At 67.7% G+C, this 13,406-nt stretch carries 13 protein-coding genes; 9 read left to right on the forward strand and 4 right to left on the reverse strand.

Annotated elements, in window-relative coordinates; translation table 11 throughout:
- Positions 1 to 20 precede the first annotated feature (20 nt).
- A complete protein-coding gene (locus FIV50_RS01730) occupies positions 21 to 668 on the reverse strand; it encodes a TetR/AcrR family transcriptional regulator (protein ID WP_140035918.1) in 648 nt (215 codons plus the stop codon).
- Between the two features lie 166 nt (positions 669 to 834).
- On the opposite strand from FIV50_RS01730, the gene FIV50_RS01735 reads away from it, so the two are divergent.
- The 6 genes from FIV50_RS01735 to FIV50_RS01760 all read left to right on the forward strand — a co-directional run bounded on the left by FIV50_RS01735 (position 835) and on the right by FIV50_RS01760 (position 8,703).
- Entirely contained in the window at positions 835 to 2,502 is a 1,668-nt protein-coding gene (locus FIV50_RS01735) for an ABC transporter substrate-binding protein (RefSeq protein ID WP_140035919.1), read from the forward strand.
- A gap of 122 nt (positions 2,503 to 2,624) precedes the next feature.
- Positions 2,625 to 3,449: an ABC transporter ATP-binding protein gene (locus FIV50_RS01740; protein WP_140035920.1), complete on the forward strand. Its 825-nt coding sequence runs from the start codon at positions 2,625 to 2,627 to the stop codon at positions 3,447 to 3,449.
- On the forward strand, positions 3,446 to 4,252 hold the full coding sequence (locus FIV50_RS01745; RefSeq protein ID WP_140035921.1) for an ABC transporter ATP-binding protein: 807 nt from the start codon (positions 3,446 to 3,448) through the stop codon (positions 4,250 to 4,252). Before FIV50_RS01740 ends, FIV50_RS01745 begins: the two co-directional genes overlap by 4 nt.
- Positions 4,249 to 5,334 carry an ABC transporter permease gene (locus tag FIV50_RS01750; RefSeq protein WP_140035922.1) on the forward strand — a complete coding sequence of 362 codons (1,086 nt, stop codon included), beginning with the start codon at positions 4,249 to 4,251 and terminating at the stop codon, positions 5,332 to 5,334. The genes FIV50_RS01745 and FIV50_RS01750 overlap by 4 nt, the downstream gene beginning before the upstream one ends.
- Position 5,335: 1 nt before the next feature.
- Positions 5,336 to 6,457 carry an ABC transporter permease gene (locus FIV50_RS01755; RefSeq protein WP_140035923.1) on the forward strand — a complete coding sequence of 374 codons (1,122 nt, stop codon included), beginning with the start codon at positions 5,336 to 5,338 and terminating at the stop codon, positions 6,455 to 6,457.
- Positions 6,457 to 8,703 (forward strand): glycoside hydrolase family 3 N-terminal domain-containing protein, encoded by a 2,247-nt coding sequence (locus FIV50_RS01760; RefSeq protein ID WP_140035924.1) that lies wholly within the window; start codon positions 6,457 to 6,459, stop codon positions 8,701 to 8,703. Before FIV50_RS01755 ends, FIV50_RS01760 begins: the two co-directional genes overlap by 1 nt.
- Before the next feature lie 190 nt (positions 8,704 to 8,893).
- On the opposite strand, the gene soxR is transcribed toward FIV50_RS01760, so the two are convergent.
- The gene (gene soxR, locus FIV50_RS01765; protein ID WP_140035925.1) at positions 8,894 to 9,373 is read right to left on the reverse strand and encodes a redox-sensitive transcriptional activator SoxR; all 480 of its coding nucleotides are present in this window, start codon (positions 9,371 to 9,373) and stop codon (positions 8,894 to 8,896) included.
- A 79-nt stretch (positions 9,374 to 9,452) separates the two neighbouring features.
- Here soxR and fdxA point away from each other — a divergent pair, with 79 nt between their 5' ends.
- Genes fdxA through FIV50_RS01780 form a run of 3 tightly spaced genes read left to right on the forward strand, consistent with a single transcriptional unit; the run spans position 9,453 to position 10,963 of the window.
- On the forward strand, positions 9,453 to 9,779 hold the full coding sequence (fdxA, locus tag FIV50_RS01770; protein WP_042538086.1) for a ferredoxin: 327 nt from the start codon (positions 9,453 to 9,455) through the stop codon (positions 9,777 to 9,779).
- Positions 9,776 to 10,312 (forward strand): flavin reductase family protein, encoded by a 537-nt coding sequence (locus tag FIV50_RS01775; protein ID WP_140035926.1) that lies wholly within the window; start codon positions 9,776 to 9,778, stop codon positions 10,310 to 10,312. The genes fdxA and FIV50_RS01775 overlap by 4 nt, the downstream gene beginning before the upstream one ends.
- Before the next feature lie 21 nt (positions 10,313 to 10,333).
- Positions 10,334 to 10,963, forward strand: coding sequence for a superoxide dismutase (locus tag FIV50_RS01780; protein WP_140035927.1), 630 nt, complete (start codon positions 10,334 to 10,336; stop codon positions 10,961 to 10,963).
- 167 nt (positions 10,964 to 11,130) lie between these two features.
- On the opposite strand, the gene FIV50_RS01785 is transcribed toward FIV50_RS01780, so the two are convergent.
- Both FIV50_RS01785 and FIV50_RS01790 read right to left on the reverse strand, forming a co-directional pair.
- A complete protein-coding gene (locus FIV50_RS01785; RefSeq protein WP_181164298.1) occupies positions 11,131 to 11,826 on the reverse strand; it encodes a potassium channel family protein in 696 nt (231 codons plus the stop codon).
- Positions 11,827 to 11,858: 32 nt separating this feature from the next.
- Entirely contained in the window at positions 11,859 to 13,214 is a 1,356-nt protein-coding gene (locus tag FIV50_RS01790) for a TrkH family potassium uptake protein (protein WP_140035928.1), read from the reverse strand.
- Positions 13,215 to 13,406: the final 192 nt, after the last annotated feature.

The following is a 13,406-nucleotide window of genomic DNA, read 5'->3' on the forward strand; positions in this document are numbered from 1 at the left end:
CCCGAGCCTAGTCGCGGCGGTCAGTCGCGGCGGTACGACTCCAGTGTCGGTCCGGGGTGCAGCACGCCGTTGACGATCGAGCGGATCGCGAACTCGCTGGCCTCGCCCAGGTCGAAGACATCGCGGTGCAGCAGCCACTGCAGCTGCAGCCCGTCCATCACGGCGAGGATGCTGGCCGCAGCGGTGGCGACGGTGTCGGGCTCTGTCACACCCTCCTGCGCGCACAGCAGGTGGAACGCGTCGGTCACCTCGCGCCGCAGGGTCGTGTAGCGCTCTTCGAAGTACTCGCGGCCGGGGTGGTTGTCGGTCACCGACTCCGACGACAGCACGGTGTAGGCCTGCACGATGCCGGGACGCAGCTCGTTCGCGACGGCCGTGCGCACCAGGTGCAGGAAGAGCTCGGGCCCGCCGGGGATGTGCTTCTCGGCGAGGTCCTCGACATCGGCCTGGTCGCGGTAGGCGAGCACCTCGAGCAGCAGCTTCTGCTTCGAGCCGAAGTGGTGCAGCACCCCGGCGTGGGTGATGCCCACCTGCTCGGCCACATCGGCGAGGGTGCCGTTCGTCGAACCCTTGTTGCCGAAGATCTCGACGGCGGCTTTGAGGATCTGCTCGCGCTTCTCCCGGGTGGCAGGCCGGACGGACGTGTGGGCGACAGCATCCTTCGACATGGTCCATCCTCTTCTGCACCGAATCCTGCACTGGATCGTACTTGCCAACTCTACTTACTGACGGGTAACCTCGCACCAGCTTACTTTCTCGCCAGTAAGCGAATGAGGTCGGATGCCCGCGCACCGACAGCCACACAGCACAACGACCCGTGCCCAAGGAGAAGCAATGAAGCTCAGAAAGTCCATGATCGCTGTCGCGGCGATCTCCGCCCTCGGCGTCTCGGCCCTCGCCGGCTGCGCAGCCGGCGGATCGAACGACGCAGACAGCGGAGCCGGTGGTGCGGCCCTGACGATCGCCAAGCCCGACGGTGCGATCACCACCGAGTCGAACAACCCCTACGTCGGCGACTCGTCGGCCTCGAAGTACGGCTACGGCAAGGTCATCTTCGAGACCCTCGCCCTCGTGAACCAGACCGGCGACCGCGGTGTCACCCCGTGGCTCGCCGAGAGCATCGAGTGGAACGACGACTACACGGCGCTCACCGTCGTGCCTCGCAAGGACGTCACCTGGAGCGACGGCGAGCCCTTCACCGCCGACGACATCGTCTTCACCTACGAGCTCGTCTCGACCCCGGCGCTCGACACCGCGGGCCTCAAGTTCGAGGGCGCGACCGTCGAGGGCGACGCCGTGACGCTGAACTTCGGCGAGTCGAAGTACGTGAACCAGGCCCGCGTGCTGCATGTGCCGATCGTTCCCAAGCACATCTGGGAGAACCTCGACGAGCCCGCCACCGACCCCGTCAAGGGCGACGACCTGGTCGGCACCGGCCCCTATGCGCTGTCGAACTGGTCGACAGAGTCGGTCACCCTCGAGGCGCGCGACGACTACTGGGCCGGCGACCTCGCTGTTCCCGAGCTGCACTACGTCTCCTACGGCGACAACACCGCTCTGACCACCGCGCTCGCGCAGGGCGAGGCCGACTGGGCGCAGGCGTTCATCCCGCAGATCCAGGAGCAGTTCCTCGACGCCGACCCCGAGCACAACAAGTTCTTCGTCGCGCCGACCACCGGCTCCGCGACGCTGTTCATGAACCTGCAGCAGAAGCCGTTCGACGATGTGGCGTTCCGCCAGGCCCTCGCCTGGGTCATCGATCGCGACGCGTACGTCGACATCGCCCGCGAGGGCGCGAGCGAGCCGGTCTGGTCGGTCACCGGACTCTCGTCGATCCTCGAAGACGAGATCCAGCCCGAGTTCCAGGGCCAGGAGTACTCGGTCGACGCCGAGAAGGCGCGCGATCTGCTCGAGAGCGCCGGTTACACGTGGAAGGACGACGCGCTGATCGACCCCGACGGCACGCCTGTCTCGTTCACGCTCTCGGTGCCCTCGGGCTGGAGCGACTGGAACACCGCGCAGGAGCTCATCGCCGAGGACATCACCGAGTCGATCGGCGCCGAGGTCAAGATCGACATGCCCGACTGGGGCGGCTGGGCAGGACCCCGCGACGACGGCTCGTTCTCGGCCATCATCCACTGGCTCGAAGACAGCGGCACGGCCTATGGCCTCTACACGTCGACGATGGACCCGCGCTGGATCTCGCCCGAGGGCATCGCCGGATTCAACTTCGGTCGCTTCGAAGACCCCGCGGCGACCGAGGCGCTCAACACCTACGCCAACGCGTCGTCCGATGACGAGCGCACCGCGGCCATCACGACGCTCGAGCAGATCTTCGTCGAGCAGGTCCCGGCGATCCCGCTCGGAGCGCACCCGCTGCTCGGCGAGTACAACACCCGCAACTACGTCGGGTGGCCTTCGGAGGAGGACCCGTATGCCTCGGGCGACCCGACTCAGCAGAACATCGTGCAGATCCTCACGAAGCTGAAGCCGGCCGAGTAAGCAGTCCCGGGGGCGCGTTTCGTCTCGGTGCTTCGCTCCTCGCTCAACGACCGGTGATTCCCGGTCGTTGAGCGAGCGGAGCGAGGCGAAACGCGCCCCACCCGACCGACGAAGGACCCCTCATGTCAGAACCCCTGCTCACCGTGCGCGACTTCTCCGTCGTGTACGACGTCGATCCACCCGTCGAGGCGGTGAAGAACGTGACGCTCGAACTGCAGCGAGGAGAGATCCTCGGTCTCGCAGGAGAGAGCGGATGCGGCAAGACCACCCTCGCGTACGGCGTGCAGCGCCTGCTGCGGGCACCGGCCGTGATCGCGGGCGGCAGCGTGACCTTCCACGATGCATCCGGTGTCGATGTCGACATCAATGCGCTCGACGTCGACGCGATGCAGAAGTTCCGCTGGGACAAGGTGTCGATGGTGTTCCAGGGTGCGATGAACGCACTCAACCCGGTGGCGACGATCGGCTCGCAGCTCGAGGACGTGTTCGAGATCCACCGCCCCGGCATGAATCGCAAGCAGCGCAGGGCTGAGGCCGAGGAACTTCTCGAGATCGTCAAGGTCGGCCGTCAGCGCACACGTTCGTTCCCGCACGAGCTGTCGGGCGGCATGCGTCAGCGCGTCATGATCGCGATGGCCCTGGCCCTGCGTCCGCAGCTGATGGTGATGGACGAGCCGACCACGGCTCTCGACGTGCTGGTGCAGCGCGAGATCCTCAAGCAGATCTCGCAGCTGCGTCACGAGTTCGGCTTCTCGGTCATCTTCATCACCCACGATCTGCCGCTGCTGCTCGAGATCAGCGACCGCATCGCGATCATGCGCGAGGGCGAGATCGTCGAGCTCGCCTCTGCCGAGCAGATCTGGACGAACCCGCAGAACGACTACACGAAGACACTGCTGTCGTCGTTCCCCCGTCTCACCGGTGCGAGAGGAGTGCTGACCCGATGACCACTCTCGAGTTCGCCGATGTCACCAAGGTCTACAACGTCAGAGGAGCCGGTCAGCTCAAGGCTCTCGACAACGTCAGCTTCACCCTGAACTCCGGCCAGACCATCGGTCTCGTCGGCCAGTCGGGCAGCGGCAAGTCGACCATCGCGAAGATCCTCACCCAGCTCGAGACCCCCACGTCGGGCGAGGTACGTCTCGACGGCAAGCCCATTCCCCGGCGCGGCAAGGGCCTGCGGAAGTACCGCCAGCAGCTGCGCATGGTCTTCCAGGATCCGTTCGCCTCGCTCAACCCGTACCACTCGATCAGATACCACCTCGAGCGGCCGATCCGGCTCGACGACGTGGTGCCCAAGAACGAGACAGAGGCCGAGGTGCGCCGGCTGCTCGAACGCGTGCGCCTCGATGCGGATGCCGTGATCGACCGCCGCCCGCACGAACTCTCCGGTGGCCAGCGTCAGCGCGTCGCCATCGCCCGTGCGCTCGCGTCCCGTCCGTCTCTGCTGGTCGCCGACGAGCCCGTCTCGATGCTCGACGTGTCGATCCGCCTCGGGGTGCTGAACCTGCTCGCCGATCTGCAGCGAGAAGAGGGGCTCGGAGTGCTCTACATCACCCACGACCTCGCCACCGCGCGGCATTTCAGCGACAAGATCATGGTGCTCAACCAGGGTCGCGTCGTCGAGTACGGCGACGCCGACGACGTCATCCTCAACCCGCAGGACCCCTACACGCGCGAGCTGCGGGCGGCGTCTCCCGACCCCGACAAGCACTTCGCGACGACCGGCTCGCACGGAGGTGCACTGTGACCACCGCATCCCCTCAGCTCCCGATCGCCGACGACGACCGCGACGCACTCGAGGTCGGCACCACCGCGACCACCGCGCAGAAGGGGAGGAAGCTCGTGCCCTGGCGGTTCTTCGCCGGACGCGCCGGGTTCTACCTGTTCACCCTGTGGGCGGCCATCACGATCAACTTCTTCCTGCCCCGGTTCATGAAGGGTGACGCGGTCAGCTCGTACCTCGCGCGCAACCGCAACGTCAGCCCTGAGGCGGCCGACTCGCTGCGCGTTCTGCTCGGCATCGACACCGACAAGTCGATGTGGCAGCAGTACCTCGACTACTGGGCCATGCTGTTCCGCGGCGATCTCGGCATCTCGACTCTGCACGGTCTGCGGCCGGTCACCGAGGTGCTGGCATCCGCTCTGCCGTGGACGCTCGGCCTGGTCGGCATCGCGACGATCATCTCGTTCGCGCTCGGCACGGTGGGCGGCGCGATCGTCGGCTGGAAGCGCGGCAGCAGGCTCGACGCGCTCATCCCGATCACGACGTTCTTCAACACCATCCCGTACTTCTGGCTCGGACTCATCGCGATCGCCATCTTCTCGTCGACGCTCAAGTGGTTCCCGTCGTCGCACGCCTATGACAAGGGCCAGTCGCCCGAGTGGAGCCTCGACTTCATAGGCCAGGTGATCATGCACGGCACGCTGCCGGCGGTCACGATCATCATCGCGTCGCTCGGCGGATGGATGCTGGGCATGCGCAACATGATGCTCACGGTGCTCGACGAGGACTACATCACGGTCGCACAGGCCAAGGGCATGCCGAACAAGCGTGTTCTGTGGGCGTACGCCGCCCGCAACGCGGTGCTGCCGCAGATCCAGAGCTTCGCACTCTCGATCGGGTTCATCGTCGGCGGCACGATCGTCATGGAGATGGTCTTCAGCTACCCGGGCGTCGGCAAGCTGCTGCTCGACGCCACCAATGCGAAGGACTTCGCCCTCATGCAGGGCGTGTTCCTGGTGATCACGCTGTCGGTGCTGGTCGCCAACATCCTGGCGGACATCGTCTACGCATACCTCGACCCGCGCACGCGCCAGACGGAGGCCTGACATGAGCGTTCCCACCTCGACCGACACCACGGCCCCGGACGGCAGCACGATCCCCACCGGGATGCCGGAGACCGCGACGTTCCGCACTGCGAGCGACGCGACGCCCCCGCGCAAGACGTTCTGGTCGCAGCTCGCGCAGTCGTTCGCGATGTTCCGCAACCCCAAGTCGATCGCCGGCCTGATCATCCTCGGGGTGTTCGTGCTGATCGCGATCTTCGCGCCGCTGCTCGCACCCTACGGCCCGACGCAGAAGGACCGCACGGCTCTGCGCCAGCCGCCGTCGCTCGATCACTGGCTCGGCACCACCCACATGGGTGAAGACGTGCTCAGCCAGCTGATCTTCGGCACGCGCGGCGTCGTCGTGGTCGGCTTCCTCTCGGCCATCATCGCCACGATCATCGCCATCACGATCGGCGTCATCGCCGGATACGTGCGCGGTTGGAAGAGCGAGTCGCTCTCGGCTCTCACCAACGTGTTCCTGGTGATCCCCGGCATCCCGCTGATCATCATCGTCGCCTCGCAGTTCGAGAACCCGCCGCTGATCGTGATCGCCGCGGTGCTCGGGCTCACGGGCTGGGCGTGGGGTGCGCGCGTGCTGCGCGCGCAGACCATGTCGCTGCGCAACCGCGACTTCATCCAGGCGGCCCGCGCCAACGGCGAACCGCTGCACCGCATCATCACGGTCGAGATGCTGCCGAACCTCATGGCGCTGATCGCGTCGAGCTTCGTCGGCACGGTGACCGCGGCGATCCTCGGCCTCACCACCCTCGCCTTCATCGGCGTGATCCCGGTGAGCAATCTCAACTGGGGCACGATCCTCTTCTGGGCGCAGCAGAACGGCGCCTTCCCGCGGCTGTGGTGGTGGTACGTGCCCGCCGGCCTCTGCATCGCGATCATCGGCGTTGCGCTGTCGCTCATCAACTTCGGCATCGACGAGTACGTCAACCCGAGGCTGCGGTCGGCGGGTGAGCGCGCCCGTGCGATGAAGAAGAAGGGGCTCAACGTGAACGACCCGGTGACGGCGGTGCGCAGCGTTCCGATGACCGACTCGGGTACCGTGCAGAGCGCCGCGGATGCCCAGACGAACCAGACACACGACACGAAGACACAGAACACGAAGTGATGACCTCTCAGACCCTGACCGAATCCCTGCCCTACCTCGACCCCGAGCTGCCGATCGCCGCGCGCGTCGCCGACCTCCTCGACCGCATGACGGTCGAGGAGAAGGTCGGGCAGATGCTGCAGCTCGACGCCCGCGACGACCTCGATGACCACGTGCTCGGCAAGCACGTCGGCTCGATCCTGCACACCTCGCCCGAGCGGATCATCCGCGCGAACGAGCTGACTTCGCAGACGCGGCTGCGCATCCCGCTGCTCGTGGCCGAGGACTGCATCCACGGCCACTCCTTCTGGCCCGGCGCGACCATCTATCCCACGCAGCTCGGCATGGCGGCGACGTGGGATGCCGAGCTGGTCGAGAAGGTCGCGCGGGCGACCGCGGTCGAGGTCGCGGCCACCGGCATCCACTGGACGTTCTCACCGGTGCTCTGCATCGCGCGCGACCTGCGCTGGGGCCGCATCGACGAGACCTTCGGCGAAGATCCGTTCCTGATCGGCGAGCTCGCCTCGGCCATGGTGCGCGGCTACCAGGGCGAAGGCCTTGATGACCCGACCGCGATTCTCGCGACGGCCAAGCACTTCGCCGGGTACTCCGAGACGCAGGGCGGGCGCGATGCGAGCGAGGCCGACATCTCGCGGCGCAAGTTGCGGTCGTGGTTCCTGCCGCCGTTCGAGCGGGTCGCCCGCGAGGGATGCCGCACGTTCATGCTCGGCTACCAGACCACCGACGGCGTGCCGATCACGGTCAACGACTGGCTGCTCAGCGACGTGCTGCGCGGCGAGTGGGGCTACACCGGCACCCTCATCACCGACTGGGACAACGTCGGCCGCATGGTGTGGGAGCAGCACGTGCAGCCCGACTACGCGCACGCCTCGGCGGCTGCCGTCAGCGCCGGCAACGACATGGTCATGAACACGCCGGGCTTCTTCGAGGGCGCACTCGAAGCGGTGTCGAACGGGCTCCTCGCGGAGGACGCCTTCGATGACGCGGTCGCCCGCATCCTCACCCTGAAGTTCGAGCTCGGCCTGTTCGAAGACCCGCGGCTGCCGCAGGACGACCTGGATGCCGTGGTCGGCAGCGCCGCGCACGCCGAACTCAACCTCGAGACCGCCCGCCGCTCGATCGTGCTGCTCGAGAACGACGGGACTCTGCCGCTCGATGCCGCGTCGCCCCTGAAGGTCGCCGTGGTGGGTCCGCTCGCCGACGACGCGCAGACGCAGCTGGGTGACTGGGCGGGTGGCTCGGGTCAGGCCGGGTGGCTCGACGGACAGCCGCGCGAGATGATCACCACCGTGCTCGACGGCATCGCAGGCGTCGACGGGTGGGCGGTCACGCATGCGCGCGGCGCCGAGATCCTCACGCTCGAGCAGGACCCTCGCGGCGCGAAGTTCCCCGACGGACAGCCCCGGCCCGCGGTTGTGGTGCCGAGCGCACCCGACGAGACGCTGATCGCCGAGGCGGTGGCGGCTGCGGCGGCATCCGATGTCGTCGTCGCTGTGGTCGGAGACCGCATCGAACTCGTCGGCGAAGGACGCTCGACCGCGACACTCGAACTGATCGGTGGGCAGAACGCCCTGCTCGACGCACTGATCGCGACGGGCAAGCCCGTGGTGGTCGTGCTGCTCGCTTCGAAGCCGCTCGTGCTGCCGGCATCCGTGTCGCAGGCCGCGGCCGTCGTCTGGGCGGCGAACCCGGGCATGCAGGGCGGCCGCGCGCTCGCCGAGATCATCTCGGGTGCGGTCGAGCCGTCAGGGCGACTGCCGATCTCGTTCGCGCGCCACGTCGGCCAGCAGCCCACGTACTACAACCAGATCCGCGGACAGCACGGCGACCGCTACGCCGACCTGACGCAGTCTCCGGCGTGGGCGTTCGGTGAGGGGCTCTCGTACTCGACCGTCTCGTACGGCGACCTGTCACTCGCATCGACGACGCTGGGCCGTGACGAGACGATCGTCGCCGAGGTGACGGTGACGAACACGGGTGCGCGTCCGGTGCGCGAGACCGTGCAGGTCTATGTGCGCGACTCCATCACGAGCGTGAGCTGGGCCGACCGGGAGCTCAAGGCCTTCCGTCAGGTCGACCTCGCACCGGGGGAGTCGGCGCGCGTGCGCCTCGAGCTGCCGGTCGCGGAGTGCTCGATCGTGGATGCCGCGGGCGACCGCCTCGTGGAGCCCGGCGCGTTCGAACTGCTCGTGGGTCCGAGCTCGCGCGACGAGGTGCTGCTGGCGACGCCGTTCACTGTCGTCTGAGCCCCGCGCCGCCCGCGCCCGTGCTCCGGGCCCCTCGAGACCGTGATGCTCGTGTGAGACCCGCGTTCTGCACGCGGGTCTCACGCGGAGATGTGGGTCTCACGCGGTGGTGCGGGTCTCACGCGGAGATGTGGGTCTCACGCGGTGGCGTGGGTCTCACACGGCGACGAGGATCTCGCCGGCTCGCGCGTCAGTCCTCGTCGCGCAGGCGCTGCGGGCCCGCGCCCTGGCTGCTGAGGGTGTCACCCGGGTTGAGCAGGCCGCACGCCTTCATCGACAGGCAGCCGCAGCCGATGCATCCGGTGAGTTCGCGTTCGAGGCGCTCGATGCCCTCTCGGCGCTTCTCGAGCTCCCGTTTCCAGCGTCGTGACGCGCGCTGCCAGTCCTCGTGGCTCGGTGTCTGCGTCAGCGGCACGTCGGCGAACGCGTGCTGCACGTCGGCGAGGGGGATGCCGAGGCGCTTGGCCACCGTGATGAGCGAGACCCTTCGCAGCATGTGGCGGGCGTAGCGACGCTGGTTGCCGGCCGTGCGGGTCGAGGCGATGAGGCCGAGACTCTCGTAGAAGTGCAGGGCCGAGGGGGCGACCCCGGTTCGCCTGCTCATCTCGCCGATCGTCAGCGGCTCGTCAGGTCCGTGGACGCTGCGGTCCGTGTCGGCGTCTTCGTTCATCCCGACCTCCTCGATTTGACCTCAAGTGTACTTGAGGTCATACGGTTGCAACCGTGACCCGAACGGAGACCGCCACCCTATGACCTATGTGATCGCCCTTCCCTGCGTCGATGTCAAGGATCGTGCGTGCATCGACGAGTGCCCTGTTGACTGCATCTATGAGGGCGAGCGCTCGCTGTACATCCACCCCGACGAATGCGTCGACTGCGGTGCGTGCGAACCCGTCTGCCCCGTCGAGGCGATCTACTACGAAGACGACTTGCCGGAAGAATGGCAGGACTACTACAAGGCCAACGTCGAGTTCTTCGACGAACTGGGATCCCCCGGTGGCGCCGCGAAGCTCGGCATCATCGAGCGCGACCACCCGATCATCTCCGCACTTCCGCCCCAGGAGGCACCCGAATGAGCAGTCAGCAGCACCCCGCAGCACCGGTCCCCTCCGAGGTCGGTGAAGGACTCAAGGCCGCGTTCCGCGCGCATCCGGCGGGAGTCGCGATCATCACGGCGTCGACGCCCGCGGGCCCGGTCGGACTCACGGCATCCAGCGTCGCGTCCGTCGCGGTCGATCCCGCCGCGATCGTCTTCTCGGTGACCAGGGCGACCGGCAGCGCCGGGGCGATCCTCGGCGCCGACACCTTCGTCGTGCACCTGATCGACGACGAGCACTCCGCTCTGGCGCAGAGCTTCGCCGTGAGCGGCGCCGACCGCTTCACACCAGACCAGGGCTGGAGCAATCTGCCCACGGGTGAGCCGTATCTGCCCGGAGCGCGCGTGGCGATGCGAGCGCACCCGATGACGACTGTCGCGGTCGGCTCGTCGACCGTGGTGATCGCCGAGGTCGACGAGGTGCTCCTCGGGCAGCCCGGCCGCCCGCTCGTGTACCTCGACCGCCGATTCCACTCGCTGCCGAACGACCAGAACTCGCACGACCAGAACTGAAACCCCACCGAAAGGAACAGCATGACCTCTGCGTACACCCTCCCCGAGCTGCCGTACGACTACTCGGCTCTCGCCCCGCACATCTCGGGCAAGATCATGGAGCTGCACCACTCGAAGCACCACCAGGCCTACGTGACCGGCGCCAACACCGCCCTCGAGCAGCTGGCTGCGGCCCGCGACTCGGGCGACTTCGCCGCGGTGAACAAGCTCGAGAAGGACCTCGCCTTCAACCTGGGTGGTCACATCAACCACTCGGTGTTCTGGGAGAACCTCTCGCCCGACGGCGGCGGCAACCCCGAGGGTGAGCTCGAGGCGGCGCTGACCGACGCGTTCGGCTCGATCGACGCCTTCCGCGCCCACTTCACGGCGACCGCGCTCGGCGTGCAGGGCTCGGGCTGGGCCGTGCTCGCGTGGGACAGCGTCGGCGCTCGTCCGGTCATCTTCCAGCTCTTCGACCAGCAGGGCAACGCGCCGCTCGGCGTCACCCCGCTGCTGCAGCTCGATGTCTGGGAGCACGCCTACTACCTCGACTACCTCAACGTGCGGGCCGACTACGTCAAGGCGTTCTGGGAGCTCGTCAACTGGTCTGACGTGCAGCGCCGCTTCCAGGCGGTGCAGGAGAAGACCGCCGGGCTCATCGTCGCCCGCTGAGTCACGAACATCCCGTCGGCAGCCCATTCGGCTGACCGATCCCCGGTGGGCTGGCGAATGCCGCGGCATCCGTCAGCCCACCGTGCGATTCCCAGCCATCCGTACCGTGACGTCCGGGCCGCGGCATCCGTGCCGCGGCATCCGTGACGGCCGAGACGCCCCACCGATCAGCGCAGCTGGGCGAACCTCTCGACCTCGCGCGTGGGTCCGACCACGAGCACGATGTCGCCGTCGCCCAGCACCGTGGTCGCCTCGGCGTTGCGCCACTCGCCGTGCGTCGTGCGGTACGCCGCGATCGTGACGCCGTAGGTCGAGCGCACCGCGCCGTCCGTGAGGGTGATGCCCTGCAGATGCGCGGGCGCGACCGTCTTCACCACGGCATAGCCACGATCGATCTCGAGGTAGTCGGCTGCGGCGCCGCGCACGAGGTGTGCGACGCGGCGCCCCATGTCCTTCTCGGGATAGATGACGCGGTGCACACCGAGCTGCTCGAGCACGGCGCCGTGTCGTTCGTCGACGGCTTTCGCCCAGATCACGGGCACCTTCATGGTCAGCAGCAGCGAGGCGGTGAGGATCGATGCGGTGACGTCGCTGCCGATCGCGACGACGACCCGGTCGAACTCGCCGATCGCCAGCTGCTCGAGCACGTCGATGCGCGTCGAGTCGGCACGCACCACCTGCGTGAGCTCACCGTTGAGCGATTGCACCAGATCTTCGTCGGCGTCGATCCCGAGCACTTCGGTGCCCGACGCCATCAGCTCGAGAGCGAGCGACGTGCCGAATCGGCCCAGGCCGATGACGGCCACGGAGTCGGCCTCGGCGATCCGCCGGGCATCCTGTCTGAAGGAGAGGAACTTGGACACGAGGGTCCTATCGTGCGTGGTGAGTGCGTCGATCAGCCGATCGCGGGGCGCTCTTTAGGAAGATCGTAGGCGGTGGGTCTTTCGCGCAAGGCCAGAGCAGAGCCCAGTGTCAGGGGTCCGAGCCTGCCGAGGAACATGAGTGCGACGAGGATCAGGTGTGCGGCCGGCGGTAGATCTGCCGTGATCCCCGCCGAGAGGCCGACGGTGCCGAAGGCCGACACCACCTCGAACAGCACGCGGTCGAGATCGAAGTCGGTCATCGCCAGGATCGCGATGACCCCGGCCATGACCGCGCCGAGTGCGACGATCACGACGGTGATCGCCTCACGGTGCACGGCGCGCGAGAGCCGCTTTCCGAAGATGTTCACCGCCGCACCGCCGCGCAGCTCCGTCCACATGATGAAGAAGAGCACCGCGAAGGTGGTGACCTTGATGCCGCCCGCCGTGCCCGCCGGCCCGCCGCCGATGAACATCAGCACGTCGGTTCCCAGCCAGGTCTCGTCGTGCATCTGAGTGATGTCGACGGAGTTGAAGCCGGCCGTGCGCGCCTGCACGGAGTGGAAGAACCCGGCGAGGATGCGGTCACCGGGCGAGAGAGCGCCGAGGGTTCCCGGGTTGTCCCACTCGAACAGCAGCACGTACGCGGTGCCGATCACGAGCAGCGCGATCGTCGCCGAGAGCACGATGCGGGTGTTCATCGTCCAGTGCAGCGGGCGGCGGAACTCGCGTCGCAGCTGTCGGAGCACCGGGAAGCCGAGGCCGCCGAGGATGATCGCCGCGCAGATCGGCAGACACACCCAAGGGTCGCCGACGAAGCCCATCAGGCTGTCTGTGTAGAGGGCGAATCCCGCGTTGTTGAAGGCGGAGACGGCATGGAACACGGCATGCCACGCCGCACGCGCGGGGTCGTAGCCATAGCCCGTGAGGAATCGCACGAACAGCAGGATCGCGACGATCACCTCGATCACGAGGGTGGTGACGAGGATGCCGGTGGCGATGCGCTTCATGCTCCCCGCGCCGGGCGTCTTCGTCTCGGTGCTCGCAAGCATCCGTGATCGCACCGAGAGGCGTCGCGCGAGCACGAGGCCGACGAGCGCCGCGAAGAGCATGATGCCCAAGCCGCCCAGCTGGATCAGCGCCAGGATCACGACCTTGCCGAAGGGGCTCCAGAAGACCGCGGTGTCGACGACCACGAGCCCCGTCACGCAGACGGCGGAGGTCGCGGTGAACAGGGCGTCGATCGGCGGCGTCCAGGTGCCGTCGCTCGACGAGAGCGGCAGCATGAGCAGCAGCGTCCCCGCGATGATCACCGCTCCGAACCCGGCGGCGATGACCTGGGCGGGGGCGAGGCTACGACGCCGACCGGCGGCGCGACGGAGCAGGGTCACGGATGGACACTACCGGCAACTGGGGGCTCCTGCGGAATGCCGCACCCGGTGAGTGCCGCCGCCCGAGTTCACGCCCCTCGGGAGGAAGTCCGCCGGGAGGAGATCCCCCCTCGGCAGGAGATCCCCCTCGAGAGCAGGGCACGCCTTCGGGAGGAGATCACCCCTCGGGAGGAGAATGCCGCGGCATCCGTC

The sequence above is a fragment of the Microbacterium foliorum genome, assembly GCF_006385575.1.
GTDB classification, from domain to species: Bacteria; Actinomycetota; Actinomycetes; order Actinomycetales; family Microbacteriaceae; genus Microbacterium; species Microbacterium foliorum_B.

Bases quoted from the DNA above. Each gene is read 5' to 3' on its own strand.
- FIV50_RS01730 (WP_140035918.1), bottom strand. From the start codon at position 668: ATGTCGAAGGATGCTGTCGCCCACACGTCCGTCCGGCCTGCCACCCGG.
- FIV50_RS01735 (WP_140035919.1), top strand. From the start codon at position 835: ATGAAGCTCAGAAAGTCCATGATCGCTGTCGCGGCGATCTCCGCCCTC.
- FIV50_RS01740 (WP_140035920.1), top strand. From the start codon at position 2,625: ATGTCAGAACCCCTGCTCACCGTGCGCGACTTCTCCGTCGTGTACGAC.
- FIV50_RS01745 (WP_140035921.1), top strand. From the start codon at position 3,446: ATGACCACTCTCGAGTTCGCCGATGTCACCAAGGTCTACAACGTCAGA.
- FIV50_RS01755 (WP_140035923.1), top strand. From the start codon at position 5,336: ATGAGCGTTCCCACCTCGACCGACACCACGGCCCCGGACGGCAGCACG.
- FIV50_RS01760 (WP_140035924.1), top strand. From the start codon at position 6,457: ATGACCTCTCAGACCCTGACCGAATCCCTGCCCTACCTCGACCCCGAG.
- soxR (WP_140035925.1), bottom strand. From the start codon at position 9,373: ATGAACGAAGACGCCGACACGGACCGCAGCGTCCACGGACCTGACGAG.
- fdxA (WP_042538086.1), top strand. From the start codon at position 9,453: ATGACCTATGTGATCGCCCTTCCCTGCGTCGATGTCAAGGATCGTGCG.
- FIV50_RS01775 (WP_140035926.1), top strand. From the start codon at position 9,776: ATGAGCAGTCAGCAGCACCCCGCAGCACCGGTCCCCTCCGAGGTCGGT.
- FIV50_RS01780 (WP_140035927.1), top strand. From the start codon at position 10,334: ATGACCTCTGCGTACACCCTCCCCGAGCTGCCGTACGACTACTCGGCT.